The 23,865-nt window shown below is 65.4% G+C and carries 24 protein-coding genes and 1 tRNA gene; 9 read left to right on the forward strand and 16 right to left on the reverse strand.

Going from position 1 to position 23,865, the window contains the following annotated elements; all coding sequences use genetic code 11:
• The first annotated feature begins 77 nt into the window (after window positions 1-77).
• Window positions 78-1,634: an alpha/beta hydrolase gene (locus DX923_RS00425; protein WP_116111880.1), complete on the forward strand. Its 1,557-nt coding sequence runs from the start codon at window positions 78-80 to the stop codon at window positions 1,632-1,634.
• 91 nt (window positions 1,635-1,725) lie between these two features.
• Here DX923_RS00425 and DX923_RS00430 read toward each other — a convergent pair whose 3' ends face one another.
• The 12 genes from DX923_RS00430 to DX923_RS00485 all read right to left on the reverse strand — a co-directional run bounded on the left by DX923_RS00430 (window position 1,726) and on the right by DX923_RS00485 (window position 12,409).
• Window positions 1,726-2,940: an ABC transporter permease gene (locus tag DX923_RS00430; protein ID WP_116111881.1), complete on the reverse strand. Its 1,215-nt coding sequence runs from the start codon at window positions 2,938-2,940 to the stop codon at window positions 1,726-1,728.
• On the reverse strand, window positions 2,937-3,818 hold the full coding sequence (locus DX923_RS00435) for an ABC transporter ATP-binding protein (protein ID WP_116111883.1): 882 nt from the start codon (window positions 3,816-3,818) through the stop codon (window positions 2,937-2,939). The genes DX923_RS00430 and DX923_RS00435 overlap by 4 nt, the downstream gene beginning before the upstream one ends.
• A 126-nt stretch (window positions 3,819-3,944) precedes the next feature.
• Window positions 3,945-4,643 (reverse strand): response regulator, encoded by a 699-nt coding sequence (locus tag DX923_RS00440; RefSeq protein WP_116111885.1) that lies wholly within the window; start codon window positions 4,641-4,643, stop codon window positions 3,945-3,947.
• The gene (locus DX923_RS00445) at window positions 4,640-6,145 is read right to left on the reverse strand and encodes a sensor histidine kinase (protein ID WP_116111887.1); all 1,506 of its coding nucleotides are present in this window, start codon (window positions 6,143-6,145) and stop codon (window positions 4,640-4,642) included. Before DX923_RS00445 ends, DX923_RS00440 begins: the two co-directional genes overlap by 4 nt.
• 10 nt (window positions 6,146-6,155) lie before the next feature.
• Entirely contained in the window at window positions 6,156-6,689 is a 534-nt protein-coding gene (locus DX923_RS00450) for a hypothetical protein (RefSeq protein WP_162872673.1), read from the reverse strand.
• A gap of 187 nt (window positions 6,690-6,876) precedes the next feature.
• Window positions 6,877-7,635: an LD-carboxypeptidase gene (locus DX923_RS00455; protein ID WP_116111890.1), complete on the reverse strand. Its 759-nt coding sequence runs from the start codon at window positions 7,633-7,635 to the stop codon at window positions 6,877-6,879.
• Window positions 7,636-7,692: 57 nt separating this feature from the next.
• Window positions 7,693-7,938 carry an NAD(P)-binding protein gene (locus DX923_RS00460; RefSeq protein ID WP_346218090.1) on the reverse strand — a complete coding sequence of 82 codons (246 nt, stop codon included), beginning with the start codon at window positions 7,936-7,938 and terminating at the stop codon, window positions 7,693-7,695.
• A 24-nt stretch (window positions 7,939-7,962) separates the two neighbouring features.
• The gene (locus DX923_RS16005; RefSeq protein ID WP_162872674.1) at window positions 7,963-8,145 is read right to left on the reverse strand and encodes a hypothetical protein; all 183 of its coding nucleotides are present in this window, start codon (window positions 8,143-8,145) and stop codon (window positions 7,963-7,965) included.
• An 817-nt stretch (window positions 8,146-8,962) separates the two neighbouring features.
• Window positions 8,963-10,783, reverse strand: coding sequence for a glutamine--fructose-6-phosphate transaminase (isomerizing) (gene glmS, locus DX923_RS00470; protein WP_116111893.1), 1,821 nt, complete (start codon window positions 10,781-10,783; stop codon window positions 8,963-8,965).
• Window positions 10,784-10,822: 39 nt separating this feature from the next.
• Window positions 10,823-11,083, reverse strand: coding sequence for a hypothetical protein (locus tag DX923_RS00475; RefSeq protein ID WP_240322683.1), 261 nt, complete (start codon window positions 11,081-11,083; stop codon window positions 10,823-10,825).
• 218 nt (window positions 11,084-11,301) lie between these two features.
• Window positions 11,302-11,388: transfer RNA gene (locus tag DX923_RS00480), tRNA-Leu, on the reverse strand.
• Between the two features lie 133 nt (window positions 11,389-11,521).
• Window positions 11,522-12,409: a CPBP family intramembrane glutamic endopeptidase gene (locus tag DX923_RS00485; RefSeq protein WP_116111897.1), complete on the reverse strand. Its 888-nt coding sequence runs from the start codon at window positions 12,407-12,409 to the stop codon at window positions 11,522-11,524.
• 118 nt (window positions 12,410-12,527) lie between these two features.
• On the opposite strand from DX923_RS00485, the gene DX923_RS00490 reads away from it, so the two are divergent.
• Together DX923_RS00490 and DX923_RS00495 are read left to right on the forward strand one after the other, a co-directional pair.
• Window positions 12,528-13,730 carry a sensor histidine kinase gene (locus tag DX923_RS00490; protein WP_116111899.1) on the forward strand — a complete coding sequence of 401 codons (1,203 nt, stop codon included), beginning with the start codon at window positions 12,528-12,530 and terminating at the stop codon, window positions 13,728-13,730.
• Window positions 13,727-14,458 carry a response regulator gene (locus tag DX923_RS00495; protein WP_240322684.1) on the forward strand — a complete coding sequence of 244 codons (732 nt, stop codon included), beginning with the start codon at window positions 13,727-13,729 and terminating at the stop codon, window positions 14,456-14,458. Before DX923_RS00490 ends, DX923_RS00495 begins: the two co-directional genes overlap by 4 nt.
• Here the strand turns inward: DX923_RS00495 and DX923_RS17050 are convergent.
• Window positions 14,401-14,529 carry an excalibur calcium-binding domain-containing protein gene (locus DX923_RS17050; RefSeq protein WP_205413119.1) on the reverse strand — a complete coding sequence of 43 codons (129 nt, stop codon included), beginning with the start codon at window positions 14,527-14,529 and terminating at the stop codon, window positions 14,401-14,403. The two genes, DX923_RS00495 and DX923_RS17050, sit on opposite strands and share 58 nt — an antisense overlap.
• Before the next feature lie 54 nt (window positions 14,530-14,583).
• Here DX923_RS17050 and DX923_RS00505 point away from each other — a divergent pair, with 54 nt between their 5' ends.
• The 3 genes from DX923_RS00505 to yidC all read left to right on the forward strand — a co-directional run bounded on the left by DX923_RS00505 (window position 14,584) and on the right by yidC (window position 16,243).
• On the forward strand, window positions 14,584-14,904 hold the full coding sequence (locus tag DX923_RS00505; protein WP_116111901.1) for a hypothetical protein: 321 nt from the start codon (window positions 14,584-14,586) through the stop codon (window positions 14,902-14,904).
• Window positions 14,905-15,006: 102 nt separating this feature from the next.
• On the forward strand, window positions 15,007-15,357 hold the full coding sequence (locus DX923_RS00510) for a hypothetical protein (protein WP_116111902.1): 351 nt from the start codon (window positions 15,007-15,009) through the stop codon (window positions 15,355-15,357).
• A gap of 64 nt (window positions 15,358-15,421) precedes the next feature.
• The gene (yidC, locus tag DX923_RS00515) at window positions 15,422-16,243 is read left to right on the forward strand and encodes a membrane protein insertase YidC (RefSeq protein ID WP_116111904.1); all 822 of its coding nucleotides are present in this window, start codon (window positions 15,422-15,424) and stop codon (window positions 16,241-16,243) included.
• Window positions 16,244-16,358: 115 nt separating this feature from the next.
• On the opposite strand, the gene DX923_RS00520 is transcribed toward yidC, so the two are convergent.
• Both DX923_RS00520 and DX923_RS00525 read right to left on the reverse strand, forming a co-directional pair.
• Complete coding sequence (locus DX923_RS00520; RefSeq protein WP_116111906.1) at window positions 16,359-17,687, reverse strand: anaerobic C4-dicarboxylate transporter; 1,329 nt, start codon at window positions 17,685-17,687, stop codon at window positions 16,359-16,361.
• A 223-nt stretch (window positions 17,688-17,910) separates the two neighbouring features.
• Window positions 17,911-19,404, reverse strand: coding sequence for a hypothetical protein (locus DX923_RS00525; RefSeq protein ID WP_162872675.1), 1,494 nt, complete (start codon window positions 19,402-19,404; stop codon window positions 17,911-17,913).
• Between the two features lie 270 nt (window positions 19,405-19,674).
• On the opposite strand from DX923_RS00525, the gene dhaK reads away from it, so the two are divergent.
• The 3 genes from dhaK to dhaM are packed head-to-tail and all read left to right on the forward strand — an operon-like array spanning window position 19,675 to window position 22,060.
• On the forward strand, window positions 19,675-20,676 hold the full coding sequence (dhaK, locus tag DX923_RS00530) for a dihydroxyacetone kinase subunit DhaK (protein ID WP_116111909.1): 1,002 nt from the start codon (window positions 19,675-19,677) through the stop codon (window positions 20,674-20,676).
• Entirely contained in the window at window positions 20,676-21,308 is a 633-nt protein-coding gene (gene dhaL, locus DX923_RS00535) for a dihydroxyacetone kinase subunit DhaL (RefSeq protein ID WP_205413073.1), read from the forward strand. The genes dhaK and dhaL overlap by 1 nt, the downstream gene beginning before the upstream one ends.
• A complete protein-coding gene (gene dhaM / locus DX923_RS00540; protein WP_116111913.1) occupies window positions 21,305-22,060 on the forward strand; it encodes a dihydroxyacetone kinase phosphoryl donor subunit DhaM in 756 nt (251 codons plus the stop codon). The genes dhaL and dhaM overlap by 4 nt, the downstream gene beginning before the upstream one ends.
• Before the next feature lie 315 nt (window positions 22,061-22,375).
• Here dhaM and DX923_RS00545 read toward each other — a convergent pair whose 3' ends face one another.
• Complete coding sequence (locus DX923_RS00545; protein ID WP_116111915.1) at window positions 22,376-23,671, reverse strand: acetyl-CoA hydrolase/transferase family protein; 1,296 nt, start codon at window positions 23,669-23,671, stop codon at window positions 22,376-22,378.
• Window positions 23,672-23,865 lie beyond the last annotated feature (194 nt).

The raw sequence follows: 23,865 nt of genomic DNA on the forward strand, positions 1-23,865 counted from the left end.
GAACCCTCCTCCCAGCAGTGCGAACCCGCTCCCGGACCACCGGCCGGGTGAAAGATTGTCACCGGCATACTTGCCCCATGCCGCGTCACCGACGTCTCCATATCGTCACCGCGCTGGCGCTCGTCGCCGGCACCACCTCACCAGCCTCCGCCACCGAAGCCCCCCAACAACCCGCCGCGCCGCCGCCCACCACCACCCCCGCCGCGCCCGCCGGGCTCCCCCCGCTGAACTGGCAGAAATGCACCGGTGACCTCGACGGTCACGAGTGCTCCGAACTCCAGGTGCCCCTGGACCACAGCAAACCCGACGGCGAGAAGATCACCATCGCCCTCAGCCGGGCCGCCCACACCGGACCCGAACGTCGCGGCGTGATCCTCGTCAACCCCGGCGGTCCCGGATTGGACGGACGATCCCGGGTCGGGATGGCCCGCAATGTCAGCAAAGACATCGCCGAGTCCTACGACTTCGTCGGCTTCGCCCCCCGAGGTGTCAGCGGCAGCAGACCCGAGCTGAAGTGCGAGCCGAAAGCACCCCGGCCCCACCGCACCATCCCCCGCAACCAGGCCGACATCGACGCCTGGCTCGCCTACAGCCAGTCCACCGCAGAATCCTGCGCTACCGGAGACGGCGCGAAACTGCTCCCGTTCACCCGCACCACCGATATCGCCGACGACATGGACTGGATCCGCTCAGCCCTCGGCGTCGACAAGGTCACCTACTTCGGTGTCTCCTGGGGTACCTACCTCGGCCAGACCTTCGCCACCCGCCACCAGAACCGCATCGAACGGATGGTCTGGGACGGCGCCATCGACCCCAACGGCCAGTGGGCGGCGAACATCCTCGGCCAGAACGCCTCCTTCCAGAAGGCCGCCGACGCCTTCTTCAGCTGGATCGCCACCCGCGACGACGAATTCACACTCGGTAAGACCCACGGCGAGGTCAAGGCCAAGTACGAAGCCGGTCTGAAGAAACTCGAGGACAACCCCATCGACACCCCCCGGGGAAAGGTCACCTCGAACCAGCTCTCCAGCACGGCACTGTCCGCGACCTACGGCGTCCACGACTGGAAACCCAAAGCCAAAGCCCTCTCCGACTTCCTCGTCCACGGCAAGACCGACGAACTGGGCGTCAGCCACCCACCCGACAACGGGACGGCCGCCTACTGGGCCACCGAATGCAGCGAATCTCCGCGCCCCACGCCGCACTCCTGGGTGGCCTCTGCGAAGAAGTCGCACGAGGCCGGAAACACCTTCGAATCCTGGGGGAACGCCTGGACCCACGCCCCGTGCACCTTCTGGAAGGTCAAACGGGACAGCACCCCCAAGATCGACGGCTCCCAGGTGAAGGTGCCCATCCTGATCGTGCACGACAGCGAGGACGCCGCCACCCCCTATCCGGGGGCGATGAAAGCACGATCCGCCTTCCCCTCCTCGCGGCTGGTCGTTCAGCAGGACGGCCGTAACCATGGCACCGCCTACATCGGCAACCAGTGCACCCAGCAGGCCGTCGACGACTTCTTCCGCGACGGAAAACTGCCCGCCCGCGCCGACGGTGACAAAGCGGACAAGACCTGCGGCGCTTTCACCGTCGACGACCACCTCAAACAACACGAGGACGGTCAAGGGCGCCGCTGACGGGCTTGCCTCTCCGCTTCCGGTGAGTACATGACTTCGGGGTCCAGGCCGATGGCCCGGACCCCGAAGTGCCAACCTGTGGGGACGACGTTCAATCGGCCGATCGCAGGGCCTCTTTGAAAGAGGTCTGCGAAGACGTCTGCATCAACGAATTGCGGTACATCCGTTCGCCGATCACCGTGGCGAACCCGGCGAAGAGCACGGTCACCGCCAAGGAGATGACAGCCTCCCACCAGGCGGCATCACCTTGCAGGAGACGCGTCGGCATCACCATCGACGAGGCGATCGGGATGTACGACGCCACCTTTGCCCAGGTGCCGGTCACGAACAAGGCGCCGAAGAAAGCCGCAGCCAAAAACATAGTCAACGGGGTCATCGTCTGCTGGAGGTCTTCGGTCCGGGTCGACATGGCCCCGGCGGCCGCCCACAGACACCCCAGAGCGAGGAAACCGGCCAGGAAGAAGACGACGTACCAGATCAGCCCGTTCGACATCGCCGGTAACAAGGAGGAGAGCGGAGTAAAGGTTGCGCCGACCACCCCGACACCGAGGTAGAGCACGAGCTGGCCCACTGCGATCACCGTGTTCCCGACGACCTTGCCGATCAGCAACTGTCGTACCGGGACCACCGCAGCCAGGATCTCCACGATCCGGGACTGCTTCTCCTCCAAGACCGACTGGGCGATCTGCACGCCGAAGACGATCACCGACATGTAGAACAGGATCGCGAAAATAATTTTGACCGCGATAGATGCACCGCGTATGGCCTCGGCCTGGTCTGACAGAACCCTCGTCGATACGGCTGAGCGTCCCTCAACCTCTTGCACGGATGTCCCGGCCTGATCAGCGACTTCCGCCAACACTTGAGCCGACAGCACCTGCCGGATGTGCCGGACGAGATTCTCCGGCGGATTCTCCTTCGCCGCGGCTTGCCAGCCGTGGCCCGAGCGAGTCAGCAGGACGTCGGCCTTCCCTTCGCGCAGTAGGGCCTCGGCTGCGCCCTGATCGGCAGCCTGGACGACTTCGACCCGGTCTTTCGCCTCTGCGGAGGAGACCGCCCGTCCGACCTTCTCCGCAAGCTCCTTACCCTCGTCGTTCACCACGACCACCGCTGTTGTCACGCCGCCCCCGGATGACAGGTATGTCGGGATCGCGATCGACCCCGCGATGAGCAGCAAGGTGAGTACTGTGCCGATGATGAAGCTCTTGGTGAGCGCTTTCGTGGTGATCTCCCGGCCGGCTACCAGGAGCCATGCATGCCGAGTGGATGCCCGGCGGTTTTCGCTCGACGACACAGGGGCGTTCATGCGGTCACCTCACGGTAGATCTCGCTCAGGCTCGGACGGACCGGAGTGAATTCGGACAGGCTTCCTCGGGACAGCGCTTCGGCGAGCAGCGCCTGTTTCGCCGTTTCATCGGCCAGTTCGACGAGCGCGGCTGTGCCGTCGACGTCGACGACGTGCACCCCTGACAGGTCGCGCACCCATCCGGCGTCGCTGCTCACCACGATCCGGTGACGGCACGGCCCGGCGGATCGCAATTCTTCGGCCGTGCCCTGGGCGACCACTCGGCCCTTGCTCAGCACGACCAGGCCGTCGCTGAGCCGGTCCACCAGGTCCAGCTGATGGCTGGAGAAGAGCACCGGCACGCCCTCCCGGGTGTGCTCACGCAGCAGGTCGGCCATGACGTCCACGCTCGTCGGGTCCAGCCCGGAGAACGGCTCGTCCAGGATCAACGCCTGCGGGCGGCTCATCACGGCTGCCGCGATCTGCACCCGCTGCTGGTTCCCCAAGGACAAGGATTCCAATTTGTCCTTCGCCCGGTCGGCCAGGCCGAACCGCTCCAGCAGCTCGGTCACCGAACGGCGTGCCTCGGGCCTGCTCATCCCGGCCAGCTGGCCCAGGTAGATCAGCTGACTGGCGACTCCTTGTTTCACGTACAGCCCGCGTTCTTCCGGCATGTAGCCGAAGGTGCGGCGGTCGGCGACCGTGGCCGGTCTGCCCTGCCAGAGCACCTGGCCGCCATGGATCTGCAACAGGCCCATGATCATCCGCATGGTCGTCGTTTTCCCTGCACCGTTGCCGCCGACGAAACCGATCAGCTGACCGTCGGGCACCGTGAAGGAGACCTGGTCAACTGCCGTGTGATCACCGAAACGGCGGGTCAGCTCCTGTACTTCGAGCATGTCGACACCTCTTCCCACCGGGTTCTGCGAGAGCGGCCGGTCGACGGTCGACCAGCCCTTACCGAAGAAACTAGGTGTCCAGGGCCCTGCCGCACCTCCCCTAGGAGGACGAACTCACGGTGCCGGTCATTCCCCCGGATGGATGAGACCGGTTTCGTACGCGAGGACGACGGCCTGCACCCGATCCCGCACGTGGAGCTTCGACAGGCAGTTCGACACATGGGTCTTCACCGTCGACTCCCCGACGACCAGCTCCGCGGCGATCTCCGCATTCGACATGCCCCGGCCCACCCGCAGCAGGACTTCGCGTTCGCGGCAGGTCAAGGCTGCCAAGGCAGGATGCGCCGTGGCCTGCCCGTCGGGTGATGTCGGTCGAGCGGTCGTTCCAGCGGTCATCTCGGCGATGACCCGCCGGGTGACCTCCGGGGCGAGCAGGGCGTGACCCGATCCGACGGTGCGCACCGCCTCCACCAGATGTTCCGGGTCGGCATTCTTCAGCAGGAAACCGCTGGCCCCGGCCCGTAGCCCGTCGAACAGGTAGTCGTCCCGGTCGAAGGTCGTCAGGATGATGACCTTGCCCAGGTCTTCCTCGACGATCCGGCGGGTCGCCTCGACGCCGTCCATCACCGGCATCTGCACATCCATGAGGATCACATCCGGCCGTAACGCCTTGGCCTGGGCGATTGCGGTGGCCCCCTCGGCGGCTTCCCCGACCACCTCCAGGTCGTCCTCGATGGACAACATCAACCGGAAGCCGCTGCGGACCAGCGCCTGGTCGTCGACCAGGAGCACCCGTAACCGGTCGGCCTCGTCCGTGCTGGTCATGTCGTCCTCTCGTGGTTTCGTACGGGGGCGCCTTGCGGGTGGGTCGGCGGTGTCGAGGCCCCGGCGGGCGGGCTCGGCGGCGGACCTGGGGCCTGCGCTCGGGGAACGATGTTCAGCGGAAGTCGGACCCGCACCCGGTAGCCGCCGGTCGCTCGCGGCCCGATCTCCGAGGTGCCGCCGTGGGAGGCGACCCGCTCCCGCATACCGAGCAGCCCGAGCCCGCTGCCGGACGTTCCCCCGCGCGGACGCCCCTGGTCGAGGATCTCCGCCTCCACATATCGACGCCCGCTGTCGTCACCGACTCGGAGGACCACGGTCGCCGACGGTGACGTCGAATGCCGACGGACATTCGCCAACGCCTCCTGGACGGTGCGGTACAGCGACAACCCGATCGGCATCGGAACCTGATCGAGGGTGCCCTTGCCGTCGTCGACGACCTGATAGGTCACCGAGAAACCCGGCGTACACGAGGCGTGGACGAGCTCGGCGATCTGTTCCACCCCCGGCTGAGGAGCCCGGTGCCCGGTGCCTGGATCTGCCGCGCCCAGCGCCTCGGCGGCGTTCTCGTCAAGCCCCCGCTTCCGCCGGTCGGTGTCGGCGCGACGCAGCGTGCCCAACAGGCCACGCATCTCACCGACCGCCTGCCGGGAAGACACCTCGATCTGACCTAAAGCGGCCTCCGCCGACGCCGGATCCCGGCCCATCACCCGGCGGGCCGCAGCCGCCTGCACCCCCATCACCGACACGTGATGGGCGACGACATCGTGCAATTCCCGGGCGATACGAAGCCGCTCCTCCACGACCTTACGGTCGGCGAGCTCATCGGCCTGAGCAGCGATCAACGCAGCCTGCGCTTCCAACTGGGCATGACCCCGAGCCCGATGCCAAGCAGCCTGACCACCCAGGATGCCGCTGCCGAAATAGACGATATTCACGAGGAAGGTGTAGATGGTGTAGGCCGCCACATCGGAGAACAAGCCGTCTGGACGTGGGGTCCGCTGTTCCCAGGGAAGTAGTTGCTGAAAGGCCGTTCCAACAGCGAACTGCCAGGTGAGCGACCCGAACATCAGGACGAGTACCGCTACGGACAGCCCCATAGCTGCCCTACGAGAGCGTGCCCAAGCCAGGCCGCTACACAGAGCGAAGATATAAACGCACTGCATCGGGAAGGTCGCCATCACCGAAGTCACGGTGATGGCGCAGAGAAACATGTGCAATTGCAGATAGCCCATGGTCAGCAGTGGGTAGGAACGTCGCCAGATCAGTGGCAGAGTGCCTGCCGCGATCAGCAGATGTTGTAGCCAACGTGGATCGGAGACGAAATCCGGGTACCACCAGCTCCGGACCAGCTCCATGCCGAAGGCCGCGAAAGCCCACACCGCCACTGCGATCCACCGGTCATTGCGGCGCTGACGGGGACCTGGAGGTGGACGCTGCCAATCGTCATCGATCGCGAAGAAAATGCGGAGTCGTGCCTTGAACGTGGCGCAGGTCAAGGACATGATCCTCACATTAGGGGTTAACGGCGCTGCACAGCCTCCACCGTGAGGAGGAGACAGGGACGCTCGCAGCCACCACAGCCCACGTCGGAAAGCGCTCGCCGAGGTAGCAGTGCAGAAGCCCGAAGGTGAGGTAGTCCTGCCAGAACACCGAGACGGCCATCCACGCCATGTACAGGAAGACCGGCAGCGGAAGCTGGTAGTGGAAAGGCAACGCGATCGCCAGGACGACCAGCACCACATAGAGCTGTACCGCCCAGGAACGGGCGAAAAGCACCCGGTTGTAGCGCCGATGTGTCAGCACGAGGACGACGGAGATCACCGCCGCGAGCACCGTCTCGATCAGCACCGCTGTCGCCCGGTCAGCGGTGAACTGGCTGCCTAAGCCATCCCGCCGCAGCCCCGTGGTCAGGCACCACAGACCGAACCATGCGGCGCAGACGACGAGGAGCGCCCACCACGGCAGGGGAGTTCTCTGATGCTCCTGTTCTGCGGTGTCATTCGACGGGGTGTTGTTCGACAGGGAGCCCGGCGTTGGGAGCGTCATGCGACGCATGATGGCACCTTGGGTGGGGTGGGGTTTCCCTTTGAAGGCATCTGAACAGCAAAACTCCTGATCAGATTGCGCCGGTGGGGAATTTTGTTAAGTTACGGCGCTCCCGACTATCGCTGTAGTGACTTCCGGGTGTGACCTGGACGATGGCGCGCCATGCCCCGACTCCGGGCCAAGGCGATCAGGCGAGAGTCTGGGTGATCCGCGAGACCGTCGCGTTGTGCTGAACGAGGGCGGTCGCGCCATTGATGAGCGGGAGGTACGGTGCCCAGTGCTCGCAGTCGACATCTGCAAGGATCGGTACTCCGAGGCGACCAAGGGCATCGAGGGAGGCCTCGTGCTGGGTCAACGTGGGCGCCGTAGGGGCGAGGATGCGGCCAACGAGCACGGCCGCGGCGTCGTCGAAGAACCCATTGAGACGCATGCCGTGCAGGTTGCGGCAGATCGTCGGAGCGTCATCGCCAGCGGCCTCGACGTAGACGATCAGCGGTTCCCCGAGCGCCGCCAACGGTGCCGGGTCAAGGTAGCGGGTGCCGGCGAGGTCTGGGTGATGCTTGCTCCGGACGGCATCCGTACGATGTCGAGCCAGTGCGCAAGGCCGTCCGGCTGCCGGCTCGGCGGAACCGATCGCTTCCCAGTCGAGCAGGTCGATGAGGTCGATGAGGTCGATGGCAGTATCGCTGCCCCACGGCGGCACGATTGCCCGGACTTGTGGGTCCAGGAGCATGGCCTGAAGCTCGGCCGCGCGTTCCTTCGCAGGGGCGCTGACATGACCGTCGCCGTTCATACACCGGCCCATGCGCACCTCGAACCCGGCGTTGCGAACCGTGCGCACGGCAAAATCCAGGCGGGGCTGCAGCGGACCGGATGCACCCGAGGACGGGCTGGTCACCCCGACAATGTCGCTGTCATTCAGAGATGCAGGAAATTGCAGGTCCATACTGCCAAGCTACGCGACGTCCCACTCTGCGGTATTTCCCTCGCCGGTCGAGCGGCACTACGGATGGAAGGCCGAGCACGAGTCATGGATCAGGCCCGGCAGGGTGGCCTCCCCCGAGTGGATCCCGCCACCCAGATCCTCAGCTGCCTCGATTACGTGAACGGAGACCCCGGACCGAGCAAGGGTCAATGCGGACGTTAGCCCGTTCGTCCCGCTTCTGATTCCTCCCTTCGATTCGATCAAGCGTTTCGGGTGGGGTTCAGGACTAGCGCACGACGGCCCGGTAGGCCGCGTACGCGACAAACGCCGCTCTTACTGATCACCCGGCTACTGTCGGGGAGCTCTGGGGCGGGAACCTCGACCGAACATGAGAGCCCCCGCGGCGCCGATCCCGACGCCGAGGATCACGCTCACCACCGCGCGGGTGCCGGTCTCTGTCCCGTCGAACATGACAAAGGCCAGCGGCGCAGTCACCATGAAGCCGATGACGCCCAGCATTGTCTTGGTCATCACAATTCCCTTCGCTTTCTTGCTGTCGATTCGGGTCACAGTGCGAGTGTGGCAGGAAGCACGGAAAAGGCTTCGGATTCGGCGCGAACGTCTCTCAGCTGTGTGTCCGCGAGTGCCCGGTAGGCACCGCTCCGCTCGTTGCGCATCTCCTGTTCGCTCGCGCGCGGCACCCCATAGGTGAGGTTGGCTCTGGTCGTGCCCCGCATCAAACGTGTCAAAGACGTCCGAGGGCGTATATCTCACACGGGTTTCGAGTGTTGACCCGTAAGTGATTGCCCACAGTTGGTGGAGACTCGATGACAAGACTGCCTGGGCTTGCCGAGAGACTAGACCTGTTGCTTCGCACCGCCCCAAGGTTGGCTACCGATCCCCGACCCCACACCAACGAGTTGGTTGCCGAAGCGTTGTCGGCGCAAGGGGTCGAGGTCTCTGCAGTGCATATCTTGAACCTGCGGGCGGGGAGACGAGACAACCCTTCGGCTCGCTTGCTGGAAGGCCGAGCACGAGTCTTCGGTGTCGCTGTCACGTTTTTCCTCTCCCACGATGGGGAGGGAACTCTGCCTGTTGAGCCTCGCATCCTTGGTGCCTTGCAAGACGTCAATATGCAGAAACTGATGATGTGTGCCTAAGGGATCTCACCTCACAACTTGCGTGTGCTCTTGGCTGTAGTGGACGAGATCCGCCGTATCGAGGGGCTCGATACCGACCTTGTGCCGCTGAGCGGAAACGACGAGGTTCGGCTTTAATCGCTGCAGGCCGACAGCGCAGCGGATTTGGTTTCGAGGCGCGCGATCTCGGCGAGTGTCTGCGACAGCACTCACTCCACGGTCACTGACTTGGCGAGGTTACGCGGCTTGTCGATGTCATGGCCGAGCGAGAGTGCCGCATGGTAGGCAAGCAGCTGCGTGGGAATCGTCAACAGAATAGGATCGAGTTCTGGTTCGCTCTTCGGGACGATGACCGCGGATACACCCAGGTGTTCCAGGTCGACCCCTGGGTTCGTAATGGCCACAAGGGGTCCCTTGCGCGCCACCACCTGCTCGCACGCGGCGATGTTGCGGTCGGCCAACTCGTCGTCAGGTACGACCGCGATGGTCGGCATCCTCTCGTCGATCAAGGCCAACGGACCGTGTTTCAGCTCGGAGGTCTGGTAAGCCTCGGCGTGGACATACGAGATCTCCTTGAGCTTCTGTGCCCCCTCCCTCGCCACCGGAAAGCCACGGACACGACCGATGAAGAACGCCGACTGCGCATGCGCAACCTCCCGCGCCACTGCCGCGATGACATCCTCCTGAGCCAGTACCTCGCCGATCAGCTCAGGCAACGCACGAAGCCCCGCGACGAGGCGGGCTCCGTCGGCAACCGACAGGTCACGCACCCTGCCGAGGTGAATGGCGAGCATCGCGAAGGCGATGGCCATGTTCGTCAGCGCCTTCGTCGAGGCGACGGCGATCTCAGGACCAGCGTGCAGATAGATGCCCCCATCCACCTCCCTGGCAAGACTGGAGCTCACCACGTTGACCACACCGGCGACGTAACCCCCTTTCCGTTTGATCTCCTGCACAGCAAAGGTGGTGTCCGCGGTCTCCCCGGACTGAGAGACCGCGATATACAGGGTGTCGGGTTCGACGATCGGATTGCGATACCGAAATTCCGAGGCTGCCTCCGCATCTGCGGGGATGCGAGCGATCTCCTCGATCATCTGCGCACCGATCTGCCCCACGTAATAAGCCGAACCACAGCCCAGGATCTTCACCCGCCGGAAGGCTCGCAGTTCACGCGGCCCCAACCGCAGCCCGTCGAGACGAGTCGTGCCGAATCGATCGTCGAGGCGCCCCCGCAGGACGGCCTCCGCGGCTTGCGGCTGTTCCTGAATCTCCTTGTACATGTAGTGGTCATGACCGGAGAGTTCGAGATCCTCCGCGGCGACGGTGATCTCGACCGGTTCTCGGGCGGTGTCACTGACGTGCTTGGTGAAGGTCTGAAGGCCCTCCGCAGTGACGGTGGCGAGTTCCCCATCGTCTAGATGGACGACCGACGTCGTGTGCCGCACCAGGGCGGTGACGTCCGAGGCGATGAACATCTCGCCGTCACCGATGCCGATGATCAGCGGTGACCCCTTGCGCGCCACGACGATTCGCTTCGGGTGCCGTTTGTCGAGGACTGCCAGGGCATACGTTCCGGTGATCTTGTCCAGTGCCTCCAGCACAGCAGCCTCGAGGGAGTCCGCGGACGAGCGGTCGATCAGATGGGCCAAGACCTCTGTGTCGGTATCGCTGTCGAAGGTGACACCGTCAGCCTCCAATTGCGCGCGCAAGGTGGCCGAATTGTCGATGATCCCGTTGTGGACCAGTGCGATTCGTCCGTCGGAGCTTCGATGTGGGTGGGCGTTGCGTTCCGCAGCAGGGCCATGGGTCGCCCAGCGCGTGTGGCCGATGCCGGCCTTGCCGGTGAGCCGCTTCGGCAACACCGCCTCGAGACTACGCACACGGCCCACGGTGCGGACGACCGTCATGCTCTTCGAATCCATCACGGCGAGTCCCGCAGAGTCGTAGCCGCGGTACTCGAGGCGCGTCAGGCCAGCGAGAAGGATAGGTGCCGCGGCGTTGTGACCGATGTAACCGACGATTCCGCACATGCGTGAGTCTCCTTGGTTTTGTAGGTGGTGAAGGTCGACTCAGCCGTAGACGATACGGCGCAATTGACGCTCGGTGAGTGGCCGAGCCAAGAAGACACGGGTGCGCAGCTCGGCTGCGATGATCGAGAACGCTTCAGCGTTCTTGACACCGTAGAGCTGTAGGAGGGTGTGTCGACGACGCACGTACTCCTCGACAGGCTCGGAATACCAAGCGACGACATCGCCCACCACGCGCGCTGCCTCTGCAGGGCTGAGTCCAGTAGAAGCCACGACGCGATCGACGATTTCTCGGTCCAACACACCGAAAGTGTGTAACAGCCAGATCGACATGGGCAAAAATCTGCCCGAATTCGGGCAAGATCACGTGTTTAGTCCTGGTAGTGCCTGCGCGGAGTTGTGACCGCCGACGACCTGGTGAACCGCAAAATCCAGTCGAGTCAGGGGCGTCGCTCTTCCGCCACGATCCCCGCAACAAGAAAACTCCCGACCGGATTGCTCCGGTCGGGAGTTTCGTTAAGTGGTGCGCGAGGGGGGAGTTGAACCCCCACGCCCTTTCGGGCACACGGACCTGAACCGTGCGCGTCTGCCTATTCCGCCACTCGCGCGCGCCCTGCCATCATGCCAGGAGAGCGGCCGATCACCAAACGGGGTTGCTGCTCGGGCGGATTCGCCCTGTGCAGGGCGTTGTCCGTCTTCGGTCGAGCGTTCGTCCCAGGGCTGGCGTGCTGCCCGGGCCGTTCATCGACGTGGGCTGCCACCGGTGGGGAGCCACAGGCGACGCCAGCACAACAGGGCCACCGCAGCCGCGGTCAACAAGGCCCCGACGGTGACCCATGTCATCGGGCCCATGCCGATCTGGGCCCACATCGCCGGGGCGAAGCCGACGTGCATGCCGCCGTGGACTCCGGCTGCCGCCCACACCGAGCCGGTGCACCAGCGGACGCATCCGGCGAGGAATCCCATCCCGAGAGGCAACACCAGGTAGAGCATCCGTTCTCCGGTGGTCTGTTGTCCGCCGCTGGATGTCAGGTGCAGCAGGGTGAACACCGCCGTGGTGACCGTCAAGGTCAGCCAGGGCAGTTCTCGTCCGTACCGCCATGCGAAACCCCGGAACCACAATTCTTCCGGAATCCCCTGCATCAGGAAGGCCTTCGCCAGTACGACGAGGGCGAACAGTGGCCAGGCGATATCGGGAAGGCGCGTCGGTGCCGACCTGGGCTGCCACGGCAGCGTCTGCGCCAACACGCACCCCGCTAAAGTCAGCCCAGCGGTGAACACGGTGGCGCACACCGCCCATCCGGCACCCCGCCGTCCGCCCACCCGGAGGAGACCCCGCAGCGTGGCCTGCTCGCGACGGCCGACGACCGCCAACACCGCACATGTCGTCACCAGCGGCAGCGCAGCGAATGCGACCTCCACCCCGACAGCCAGGACGGCGCCGTCCTCCGGGGGAAGAGCCGCCAACCACTGCCACGCACTCTGCGGAACCAGCGATTTCGCCGTCACGGACAACGCGCAGAGCATCATCCCGACCGCGGCCACCGCTGAACGTTTCCACACCGCCGAAGGCCGCGTCGGCCGCCTCACGTCCAGGGAAGAACCCATCGAAAGCGTCGTCATCTCCATGACTTCCACGCTCCGCCGATCCGACACCGATCGGCAGTCGCCACAGTCATCCCACCGGCCCCGATGACATGACCGCAGTCACATGTCTGCGTGAAACCAGGAACCTAGGCTGTCGAGCATGGTGACCCGGACCACACGACCGCGCCTGCGGCCACTGCCCGGCAGCATCCACGCCCTGGCTGTGCTGGCCCTGCTCCTGGCAGCGACGGCAGTGGCCGACTCGGCACGGCCGATCCCCTCCGCCCTCACCTTGGCGTCCAGCGTCATCGCGACCGGCCTGAGCTGGTGGTTGTGGAGCCGATCCGCCACACCACAAGCCGCCCGACGGTGGTGCCTCCTGCTCGCCGCCGCAAGCCTGGCCGCCGCGATCCTCAACGACAGCCCACTGGGGATGCCGGTGCTCGCCCTCGGGCTGTGCAGCGTCGCCGTCGAATACGGACGCCGCGGCCTCCTCGCGACGACGGCGGCCTACCTGGGCGTCGTCATCGCGCTCTACCTCTGGGCCTTCTCCCAAGGGAGGGACATCAAAGGCGGGATCGTCACGAATACCGTCGTCATCGCCTTCTTGATCCTCATCGGCGTGCTCGTCGCCGACACCCTCCGCCAACTCACCGAAGCCCACCGGGACGCCCTCACACTCGCCGAGGAAAGACGCCAGACCGCGCTGCGCGACCTCGACCGGGCACTGGCAGAAGAACGAATGGCCCAGGCCAGAGCTCTGCACGACGAGGTCGGCCGTGACCTGACCGCCGTCCTGATGGGCGCCGAAGTGGCCCGTCGACTACGCCACACCGACCCGGACGCCGCCTGGGCGGAGATCGACCACGTCCACGACATCACCACGCAGGCCCTGGCCGGTCTACGCCGCCAAGTGCGGGCGCTCAGCCCCCTCCCCACCGACGACCTCGACCGCCTCGACCTGGCCTCGGCGCTGGAACGACTGGCCACCGTCTTCCACGGCACCGGGTTGGAAGTCGCGATCCGCCGTACCGACGACGCCGAGACAGAACACCGGGTGGACCCGTTGGCGTACCGCATCATCCAAGAAGGGCTGACCAATGTCGTACGGCACTCGACGGCGACACGAGTGGAGATCCTGCACACCGTCGGCGCACAGACGACCGTGCAGGTCCACGACAACGGGAAGGCCACCGCAACGACCTCCGAAAATACCCCGTCGGCAGCCCACCACGTCCTGGAAGGCTTTGGGCTCAGCCATCTACGGTCGCGGGTCGAAGCCGCCGGAGGCAGGCTGACCGCCGGGCCGACCGGGCAAGGGTTCCTCCTGGAAGCCACCTACCCGGTCGAGACCGCAGCATGAACGGCGAGACGATGGCGAACGACGGCGCTCGCCGACTGCGGATGGTCGTCGTCGACGACCAGGAACTGCTCCGCCGAGGGTTGCACCTGCTCCTGGAGTCCACCGGCCGGGTCGAGGTCGTCGCCCAGGCGAAGGACGGCGTCGAAGCGTTGGCCTTCATCGCCAAGTCCGAACCGGATGCGGTACTCACCGACGCCGTGATGCCGGGAATGTCCGGCGCTCAACTGATCCGGGAATGCGCCGACTCATTCCCCGGCCTGCCGGTGATCGTGGTGAGCACCTTCGACACCGATGAGGTGGTCCGGGACGTCCTGGAAGCAGGTGCTGCCGGATTCCTGCTCAAGGACGTCTCGCCCGAACGGATCGTCGAAGCTGTCGACAGCGCCCGGGACGGCGGCCTGACGATCGACCCGCGGGTGGCGTCCTCCGTCGTCCTCAGACCGTCGCGGAACCCACGGAAAGACCCTCTGGAGGAACTGACCCCGTCCGAACGGGACGTGGCCCTCCTGATCGCGGACGGCCTGTCGAACGGCCAGATCGCCGGGCAGCTGCATCTGGCCCCGGGCACGGTGAAGAACTACGTCTCGACGGTGATGCGTAAGACCGGCCTGCCCGATCGCACCCAGGTCGCCCTCTTCGTGGATCGACTGCGGAGAACCTCGGCCGCTGATCAGCGGCGACGCTCGCAGGCGACACCGTCGCCGTCCCGGTCGAGCTCCGGTCGATAGCCGGGATCACCCCGGCGCAGGGGCGCGGTTCCGGCGCGGCGAACCTTTTTGATCGGTTTCGGGCGGGAAATCCGGGGTGGGTGATCCGGTGATCACCGACGCCTTTCGGGGCCTACGATCCGACTATGACCCTTAAAGACGCGAGTTCCGTCTGTACTGCCCCGGTCGTCGTGCTGGGGCTTCTCGGCGGGTACGTGACCGCCCGGGAGACCGGGGTACGCCCGATCGGTGGTGTGGTGCTGGCCGCTGCCGGGATCTACGCCGGACGTACCTGGTTCGCCCGGGGTGGTGTGCGGGACACCGCGCTGCTGTCCACGATCTACCTCGCCGGTTTCGGGCTCTCCCACCCGTTGGCGAAGACCATCGGCGCCTGGCCGTCGGTGATCACGGTGACGGCGGTGAGTGCTGCCGCGGCTCAGTTCGTCTCGGACTCGCGTCCGCACTGACGACGGGTCCCACTGCAATGCTTTCGACCAGAACCGCTTCTGGCTGCTGTTCGGGCAAGCCTGGAGACAAATGACCAACCGCCGTATCCTGCGGTCAGGAAGATGTGGAGCATCTTCGGCTACTGGGAGAGGGGCGTCATGAGCATCGTGGTGACTCGGGCCTCTCTCGCCGCGCGTGGCCGATTCGGCGCGCTGCTCGCAGGTCTCCTGCTGGTGCTCGTGCCGCAGCTGATCGTGGTGAGTGGCCATCACGGCCAGGCGGCACTGGTGACCTGCCTTGTCGCGGTCATGGCGACTCTGGTTCTCACGACGATCGGCGACGCAACGCTGTTGCGAGGGCTGCTCACCGGCGTACGAGAACGTTCACGCCGCCGCGCCGACGTCCCCTGTTGGACGGCTGTCACTTCTGTCCCCCGTACTCCTCGGCTTCCCCGGGCGCCGGGGCTGCACTGACGTCGCCTCGGCGACCGCAGCGCACCCCCGTCATCTACCGGCCCACCAGGGTCAGGAGTTCACCATGCCCGATGTTCTTTTGCCGTTTTCTCATGCCGTCGCTGCCGTGTTGGCAGCCGGTCACCATGTCCTCGCCGCCGTTGGAATGGACTCGTCCAGTGGCCTGACGTGGGTACTCGCGATCTTCGCGCTCGTTCTGGTCGTGCGTATCGCTCTCGTGCCCGTCACGGTCCACAGCGTGCGGCTGTCGCACGCCTCCGCCTCGGCACGACCCGCCCTGGACGCGCTACGGAAGCGCTACGCCGGCCGTACAGATCTGGAGAGCCTGCGCGCCATGCGCGAGGAACAAGCCCAGATTCAGGCCGAACACGGAATCAGTCGTGCCGGATGCCTGCCCCTGTTTCTCCAGATGCCGATCCTCTTCGCTCTCTACGGCGTCCTCTCCAAGGTCGCCGAAGGTCAGCCGGTCGGACTCATGGACGCTGCGCTGGCCACCTCCGCGGGTTCCGCCTCGATCCTGGGCGTTCGGTTGGCCGACCGACTCGGATCCTGGGGAGCAGGCGTCGACCCCGAGCACCTCGTCGTCGTGATCCTGTTGGCCGGCCTGTCCGCGTCGATGGGATACGTCACCCAGCGCTGGTTCGTCCTGCCCAACCTTGCCACCGAGCACCTTCCCGAGGCCGTCGCCCGAGCACAGCAGATGATGCCGCTGCTCACGGCCCTGAGCATGCTCCCAGCTGCTGCGATGGTGCCTCTCGGCCTGCTTGTCTACTGGGTCGCTTCGGGCGCGTTCACGCTCGTGCAGCAACTCGTCGTCACGAGGTGCTTCCCGACCCCAGGAACCGCCGCAGCCGCGGCCAAGGTCGCTCGCTTGGCCGCCGCCTGATACTGACGGGGCAGGCGGGTCGTACGCCGCCTCGTGCTCGTCCTCGGAATGCGCGGAGCGCCGGTGACCAGGGAAACCTGATCACCGGCGCCTCTCGTTGCCGGGCGTACTGCGGTCAGTGGATGAAGATCCCGCCGAAGAGGAAGCCCAGCGCCACCGAGAACCCGATGGCCAGGACCCCCGGCACCAGGAACGGATGGTTGAAGACGGCCTTGCCGATCCGGGTCGAACCGGTGTCGTCCATCTCGACCGCTGCGAGCAGGGTCGGGTAGGTCGGCAGGACGAAGAGCGCGGACACGGCGGCGAAGGCCGCGACGATGGCCACATTCGACACGCCCAGGGCGATCGCGGTCGGCATGATCGCCTTCGCCGTCGCGGCCTGGCTGTACAGCAGCGATGCGGCGAAGAAGAGCACCACGGCCAGCAGCCAGGAGTGCTGCTTCAACAGGTCACCGGAGAAGGCCATGATCTCCTTCTCGTGGGCCTTCACGAAGGTGGTGCCCAGCCAGGCGACACCCAGCACGCAGATCGAAGCGCTCATCCCCGATTTGAAGGTGGAGGCGTTGAGGATCTCCGCGGGCTGGACCTTGCAGATCAGCACGATGATCGTGGCGACGGCCAACATGATGGAGATGATCGCGGCGTCACGGGGCATCGGGGCATTCTTCGGGTCGATCAGCTTGACCTTGTCGCTGATGGCGGTGGCGTAGAGCATCACGGTGATCAGACCGACGAGGAAGACCAGGACCGACTGCTTCGCGCCCGGCTTCAGGGTGCGCCCCGCGTGCGAGGTGGTGTCGAGCAGTCCTGCGTCACGGCGGCGCTGGAACTCGGGGTCGAACTCCAGGGCGCTGCGCGGGTTGCGCTTGTCCCAGATCATCATCAGACCGGCGGTCAGCATGCAGGCCAGGAAGGTGGAGGGGATGCACACCGCGAGGATCTGCAGGTAGTCGACGCCTTTCTTCTCCAGTGCGCCGGAGAGGAAGACCACGGCTGCGGAGATCGGCGAAGCGGTGATCGCGATCTGGCTGGAGACCACGGCGATCGACAGCGGTCTGGCTGGTCGGATGTTGTTCTCCTTGGCGACCTCGGTGATGACCGGCATCGCGGAGAAAGCGGTGTGCCCGGTTCCGGCCATCAGCGTCATCAGGTAGGTCATGACCGGGGCGAGGAACATCAGGTGCTGCGGGTTGCGGCGTAGCACCTTGTCGACGACGTCGACGAGGTAGTCCATCCCGCCGGCGACCTGCATCGCGGCGATCGCGCAGATCACGGCGAGGATGATGGAGATGACGTCGAGCGGCATCCCGGCGGCGGTGGGTTTGGCACCCAGCGCGGCCAGGGCGACCACGCCGATACCACCGGCGAAACCGATCGCGATGCCACCGAGGCGGGCCCCGATGACGATGGCCGCCAGGACGACGGCTAATTGGATCCAGAACATGTGTGCTCCTCGACGAGGGCCTGTGTAGCGAGGCGGGTGTGGTCGAGGAGATATTTCTCTGCGTCGGTGAGGTTTTCATCCTCGGGGTGGACGGCGGCCACGACCTGCCTTCTCTCAAAGGGGATGACAGAACCCCCCTACTTTAGAAAGTCGGTTTCCCTCATCGCATATCGGATGCCCCGAATGAGAAGTTCCACCCTTTTTGCATAGGATCTTTTCGTTCTCAGCTGTTTTTCTTGGAAGGCTGAGGGGAACCTTTTGCGAAACCGGCGGGCACGTTAACCACAGTGGTGCGGCCGCCGCTAGTCCCAAAGGTCCCGTCATCGTCGACCAAGGTGACCCAGATCTCGAAATAGGTCTCGGCGCCGATGTGGAGGCCTGCCGTCCGATAGGAGAACGTGCAGGTCCACTCCTGCCCGGTGGCCAATGTCGGATACTGCTGGCAGGTCGTGTTCTCTATGCGACCGTCGCTGCGCTCCCTCATCGAGAAGACCTTCCCCGTCTCCGGAGACACATTCCGAACGGTCACCGTGAACTCGACCCGTCTCGATCCCGAGTCATTCGGTGGAGCGGTCACCGTCACCTGAGGTTCTGGATAGACGTCCCGGAAAGTCGTCGTCGCCTTAGCCGAGACCGTCTCCCCGTCGGTGAGGGAGATCGTCGCCTCGAAGGTGGCCGTACTCCGTGGCTTGCCCTTCACCGCTTCCTTGGAGGTGTACTTGCAGACCATCTGCTGCTCCGGGGCCAAAGCAGGGCCTCCCTGGCAGGAGGAGAGCGGCACCGTGCCCTCCGGGGTGGACACCTGGGCCACCGTGACCGGCTTCTTGGTCACATTCGTGGCCGTCAAGGTCAACCGGGCCTTTTCTCCGGTTTCGGCCAGATCCGGCTGGTCGACCGCGAGAGCGGCCTTCAGCTTCGGCGCCGGTTTCGTGCTCTTCCACGTGATGGGGAACTCGGTGGTCACCGTCAGACCGTCGTCATCGGCCACCGTCGAGGTCACCACGTCCTGCACCGATTCCCCCGGAGCGACGGTTATCGAGGAGGTCCACGAGTTCTCGCAACTGAAAGGGACCGTGTCGCGATAGGCGATCTTCGCGTTCTTCGCATCCATCAGGTCGCCCAACAACTGACTGTGCAGACTCACCAGATTCGAGGTCTCCGGGATGCTCTTCGGGTAATTCGGTATCCGGCAGTAACCGATGCCCTGACCGGGGTCCACGGCGGGATTGATCGCCTGCATGATGAACAGCTGTAGCGGTGGGTCGTTCACCACCGACACTCGATGCGTATCCGTCCGTACGTGCAAGGCCCCATCGGGCGACTTCATGGTCACCGACATCGAGGCATCCCACACTTTCGGATACTGGACGCCATTCATGTTGTCTGCGAAGTAGAAGCGGCAGCCGGCCCCCGGTTCCACCGGTGCCTCACATCGGGCGTATTCGATGTCGAGCTGCTCGCCGTCGAGAGAGGCGCTGACCGCAGTGAGCGGGACCGAGCCGTCGTTGTGGAGATCCACTATCAGGTAGCCGCCCGAGATGGTGTACTCGTGGATTTCTTTCGGCGCGCTCCACGCTATGGAAAAAGACGCCGAACCAGCGGGTTGAGGATTCGCGGAGGCCGGAGGCGCAGCCGCCACCACGGACAACAACACCCCCAGCAGGAAAGCAAGAAAAGTCGTGGGAACAAGGGTCGACTGGCGCGAAGAATGAGTCATGGCTACCTAGCGAAATAAGGTGAATGACGTCAATGCGAGGTATGACCCTTTTAGGGTGCCACTCCGCTCGGCCGATGTGAATACCCCTGGGAAGCAAGCCGGGAGCAAGCGTTTCCCGACCCAGGCGTGGGACATGTCAGCCATCGAGTCGGCGCCGGAGAACACCGGGAGTGAAAACTGTCGGAAATATGCATCATCGACGGAGAGAACTGCACGAACGTGCATTCCTTTCCTCTTCCGGTGAGCAGCCCGCGGTGATGGGATAGGCCCATGAAAAAGCTGATCAACGACCCCGCAACGGTCGTCGCCGACGCCCTGTGCGGAATGGAACTCGCGCACGGCGACCGGCTGCGCATCGACCACGCGCAGCGCATCGTGTACCGCAAGGACGCACCCCGCCCCGGAAAAGTCGGACTGATCTCCGGCGGCGGCAGCGGACACGAACCGATGCACGGCGGGTTCGTCGGTCACGGAATGCTCGACGCCGCCTGCGCCGGAGAAGTCTTCACCTCACCGGTGCCCGACCAGATGATGGCCGCCACCCACGGCGTCGACACCGGCGCAGGCGTCCTGCACATCGTCAAGAACTACACCGGCGACATCATGAACTTCGAGATGGCCGCCGAAATGGCCGAAGCCGAACACGGCTGCCGCGTCGTCTCCGTCGTCACCGACGACGACGTCGCCGTCAAGGACTCCCTCTACACCGCAGGACGCCGCGGAGTCGGCGTCACCGTCCTCGTCGAGAAGATCGTCGGCGCCGCCGCCGAAGCCGGACGCGACCTCGACAGCTGCGCCGACCTGGCCCGCACCGTCAACGCCCACGGCCGCTCCATGGGCATGGCCCTCACCTCCTGCACCGTCCCCGCCGCCGGAAAAGCCACCTTCGAACTCGCCGAGGACGACATGGAGATCGGCATCGGCATCCACGGCGAACCCGGCCGCCAACGCATGAAACTCGGAGCAGCACGAGAAGTCGCCGAACGCCTCGTCGAACCAGTCCTCGCGGACCTCGACTTCACCGGCGCCCCCGCCATCGTCATGATGAACGGCATGGGCGGCACCCCCCTGCTCGAGCTGTACGTCATGTACGCCGAAGTCGCCCGCATCCTCGAAGCCAAAGGCATCACCGTCGCCCGCAACCTCGTCGGCAACTACATCACCAGCCTCGACATGGCCGGCTGCTCGGTGACCCTCCTCAAAGCCGACGACGACATCCTCGGACTCTGGGACGCCCCGGTGAACACCCCCGGCCTGCGATGGGGATGCTGATGAGCGACAGCGCCCTCACCCTCCAGAAAGCCCACGCCTGGATGGTCGCCTTCGCCGACGCCGTCCACGCCGACGCCGACCTGCTCACCGACCTCGACCGACAGATCGGTGACGCCGACCACGGCTCCAACATGGACCGAGGCATGCACGCCGTCACCGCCCTCGACCCGGACACCTTCACCGACGCCCCCGCCTACCTCAAAAAAGCAGGCATGACCCTGGTCAGCACCGTCGGCGGAGCCAGCGGCCCCCTCTACGGAACCTTCTTCATGCGGTTCGCCGGAGCGCTCGGCAATGACACCACCCCCGACACCGACCGCTTCGCCGCCGCCCTCCAAGCCGGCGTCGACGGAGTCATCGCCCGCGGCAAAGCCGAACCCGGCGACAAGACGATGATCGACGCGCTCACCCCCGCCGTCACCGCCTTCACCGAAGCCGCCACCGACGGACTGGACGCCGCCCTCACCGCCGCCGCCGACGCCGCCGCCCGAGGACGCGACGCCACCACCCCCCTGACTGCCCGCAAAGGCCGCGCCAGCTACCTCGGCGAACGCAGCATCGGACACCAGGACCCCGGCGCGACCTCCACCGCGATGCTCCTGGCCGCAGCCGCGAAAGCCTTCGCCGCATGATCGGCATCGTCGTCGTCTCACACAGCCACCCCCTCGCCTCGGCGGCCCTCACCCTGGCCTCCGAAATGGTGCCCGCCGAAGGAGGACCGAAGATCGCGCTCGCTGCCGGGCTGGACGAGACGACCTTCGGTACCGATGCGGCCCGGGTCGCCGACGCCCTGGTCGAGGTCGACTCGCCTGACGGTGTCCTGGTGCTCCTCGACCTCGGCTCGGCGCTGCTCTCCGCCGAAATGGCGTTGGAGTTCGTCGAACCGGAACTGGCTGAGCGGGTCGTCGTGAGCTCGGCGCCCTTGGTGGAGGGGCTGGTGGCTGCTGCAGCCAGCGCAGCGACCGGCGCTGACCTGCAGAAGGTTCGGCGAGAAGCCGAAGGCGCCTTGCAGGCCAAGGCCGAGCATCTCGGGCACACCGTCGAGGCGCCACCTTCCGCGGAGGCTGGAAGTGGCATTGGGGCGGACCCTGCCACAGCGGATTCCGGAGCGGCGCAGGACGTCGTCGAACGGACGGTGGTGCTCACCGACCCGGCCGGGATGCACGCCCGCCCGGCGGGGCTGGTCGTCGCTGCCGCCGCCCGGTACGACGCCCGGGTGCTGCTGATCGCGCAGAGCGGACAGGAAGGGGACGCTGCGAGCATCCTCGGGCTCCTCGGTTTGGGCGCGCGGCACGGCGAACGGGTCGTCATCCGTGCCACCGGCGCTCAGGCTGCTCAGGCCGTCGACGCGGTGGCTGTTCTGTTGGAAGGCCCCGTCGGCTGACCCGGGGCGAACTGCCAGCACCTTTCCTCGACTGCCCGTGTGGATGAAGACGGGTCTGGGTCGAGGAAAGGTGCTGGCAGTGAGAGTGTTCAGCGAGTCGAGGACGGGGTGATCGACTCGATCACGCCGGGCTCGGCCGAACTGCCCAGGACCGTCACCGGAACCAGAGCGGCCTGACAACGGGTCCTTCGACGAGAACGTGCAGGTGTAGCTGCCACCCGGTGGGACCGACCGTAGCCAGGCTGAGGCGTAGTGAAGATCTGGCGATGACTGTCCAGGTCACTTCGGTGACTCTGTCCGCCTTGCCAGTTCAGCTCAGAGAACCTTCATCCGCTGGGCCTGCTCGGTCAGCTCGTCCCGGAAATCCGGATGCGCGATCCCGATCAACGCCCGTGCCCGCTCCCGATTGCTCCGACCCCGCAACTGAGCGACCCCGTACTCCGTCACCACGAAATTGATGTCGTTCTTGCTGGTGGACACATGGGTGCCCGGCGCCAACGTCGGCACGATCCGACTGATCGAATCGCCCTTCGCCGTCGACGGCAACACGATGAACGACTTGCCACCCCGAGAACGATTCGCTGCCCGGACGAAGTCCGACTGCCCGCCAGTCCCCGAATAAGGCACCGACCCCAAGGACTCCGAACCACACTGCCCCAGGAAATCGATCTGCATCGTGGCATTGATGGTGTGCAGATTGTCATGCCTGCCCACCAGATACGGGTCATTGGTGATGTCGACCGGGCACATCTGCACCGCAGGATTACGGTCGAGGAAGTCGTACAAACGACGCGAGCCCAACGCGAAGGTCGCCTTCATGTGACCGCGATCGACATTCTTCGCCGCATTGGTCACCGCGCCCGACTCGACCAGGGTCAGAATGCCGTCACCGATCATCTCCGTATGAACCCCCAGGTCACGGCGTTCAGTGAGCTGCATGACCACCGCATCGGGAATCGCCCCGTACCCGATCTGCACCGTGGCACCATCCGGGATCAGATCGGCCACATAGCCGCCGATCGCTTTCTGCACCGGACCGATCTGAGGCAGACCCACCTCGCTGAGCGGCCGATCGTCCTCCACGAGCGCGGTCACCTGATCGATGTGCACATGACACTGCCCGTACGTGTACGGAACATGCGGGTTGACCTCGAGAACAACCGTACGAGCCTGCTCGATGGCCGCCATCGTGTAGTCCGGGGCCAGACCCAACGAGAAATAACCGTGACGATCCATCGGAGAGGCCAACGCGACGACGACGTCCACCGGGAAATAGCCCTCCCGGAACAAGGAAGGCATCTCGCTGAAGTAACTGGGCCGGTAATCGATCCAACCGGCCTGACCGCCCGCACGAGAAGCCGACCCGAAGAAGAGCGAGGTGTGCCGGACATGCTCCTGGGTCTCCGGATCGAGATAGCCGAAGGGGCGCAAAGGCAGGATCTGGCTGACGACCACCCCCCGTTTCTCCCGGCGTCGCTCCGAGAGCGCATCCAGGACGGCGGGCGGCTCACCGACACCGGTCGGGGCCACCACCGTGTCTCCGTCACCGATCAGATCGATGACGTCGTGGGCTGTACGGAGCTTGGTGGCATAGCGGTCCTGTGCGGTCATGTCACGTCCTCGTGGCTCGGGGTGTCCCACCTCCAGGCTATCGACGCATCCCGGGTAGCGGGGGAGACTGGGGACCCTTCCCAGAGAACGGATTCGACGTGAGAGCAGCGCCAGACATCAGCTATCACCATCCGACGAGGGCTCTCGGTAGGTGCAGGCCGATCGATCAGGAAATCTTCCGCCGTCTAGCGAAA

The sequence above is a fragment of the Austwickia chelonae genome, assembly GCF_003391095.1.
Lineage (GTDB): Bacteria > Actinomycetota > Actinomycetes > Actinomycetales > Dermatophilaceae > Austwickia > Austwickia chelonae_A.

Excerpts from the sequence above, each read along its gene's own strand:
- DX923_RS00520 (WP_116111906.1), bottom strand. The coding sequence starts at position 17,687 with ATGTTCTGGATCCAATTAGCCGTCGTCCTGGCGGCCATCGTCATCGGG.
- DX923_RS00510 (WP_116111902.1), top strand. The coding sequence starts at position 15,007 with ATGTGGAGCATCTTCGGCTACTGGGAGAGGGGCGTCATGAGCATCGTG.
- dhaM (WP_116111913.1), top strand. The coding sequence starts at position 21,305 with ATGATCGGCATCGTCGTCGTCTCACACAGCCACCCCCTCGCCTCGGCG.
- DX923_RS00450 (WP_162872673.1), bottom strand. The coding sequence starts at position 6,689 with ATGACGCTCCCAACGCCGGGCTCCCTGTCGAACAACACCCCGTCGAAT.
- yidC (WP_116111904.1), top strand. The coding sequence starts at position 15,422 with ATGCCCGATGTTCTTTTGCCGTTTTCTCATGCCGTCGCTGCCGTGTTG.
- DX923_RS00490 (WP_116111899.1), top strand. The coding sequence starts at position 12,528 with ATGGTGACCCGGACCACACGACCGCGCCTGCGGCCACTGCCCGGCAGC.
- DX923_RS00430 (WP_116111881.1), bottom strand. The coding sequence starts at position 2,940 with ATGAACGCCCCTGTGTCGTCGAGCGAAAACCGCCGGGCATCCACTCGG.
- dhaL (WP_205413073.1), top strand. The coding sequence starts at position 20,676 with ATGAGCGACAGCGCCCTCACCCTCCAGAAAGCCCACGCCTGGATGGTC.
- DX923_RS00440 (WP_116111885.1), bottom strand. The coding sequence starts at position 4,643 with ATGACCAGCACGGACGAGGCCGACCGGTTACGGGTGCTCCTGGTCGAC.
- DX923_RS16005 (WP_162872674.1), bottom strand. The coding sequence starts at position 8,145 with ATGACCAAGACAATGCTGGGCGTCATCGGCTTCATGGTGACTGCGCCG.
- DX923_RS00505 (WP_116111901.1), top strand. The coding sequence starts at position 14,584 with ATGACCCTTAAAGACGCGAGTTCCGTCTGTACTGCCCCGGTCGTCGTG.
- DX923_RS00425 (WP_116111880.1), top strand. The coding sequence starts at position 78 with ATGCCGCGTCACCGACGTCTCCATATCGTCACCGCGCTGGCGCTCGTC.
- DX923_RS00525 (WP_162872675.1), bottom strand. The coding sequence starts at position 19,404 with ATGACTCATTCTTCGCGCCAGTCGACCCTTGTTCCCACGACTTTTCTT.
- DX923_RS00545 (WP_116111915.1), bottom strand. The coding sequence starts at position 23,671 with ATGACCGCACAGGACCGCTATGCCACCAAGCTCCGTACAGCCCACGAC.
- DX923_RS00445 (WP_116111887.1), bottom strand. The coding sequence starts at position 6,145 with ATGTCCTTGACCTGCGCCACGTTCAAGGCACGACTCCGCATTTTCTTC.
- dhaK (WP_116111909.1), top strand. The coding sequence starts at position 19,675 with ATGAAAAAGCTGATCAACGACCCCGCAACGGTCGTCGCCGACGCCCTG.
- DX923_RS00495 (WP_240322684.1), top strand. The coding sequence starts at position 13,727 with ATGAACGGCGAGACGATGGCGAACGACGGCGCTCGCCGACTGCGGATG.
- DX923_RS00485 (WP_116111897.1), bottom strand. The coding sequence starts at position 12,409 with ATGGAGATGACGACGCTTTCGATGGGTTCTTCCCTGGACGTGAGGCGG.
- DX923_RS00455 (WP_116111890.1), bottom strand. The coding sequence starts at position 7,635 with ATGGACCTGCAATTTCCTGCATCTCTGAATGACAGCGACATTGTCGGG.
- DX923_RS00435 (WP_116111883.1), bottom strand. The coding sequence starts at position 3,818 with ATGCTCGAAGTACAGGAGCTGACCCGCCGTTTCGGTGATCACACGGCA.
- glmS (WP_116111893.1), bottom strand. The coding sequence starts at position 10,783 with ATGTGCGGAATCGTCGGTTACATCGGTCACAACGCCGCGGCACCTATC.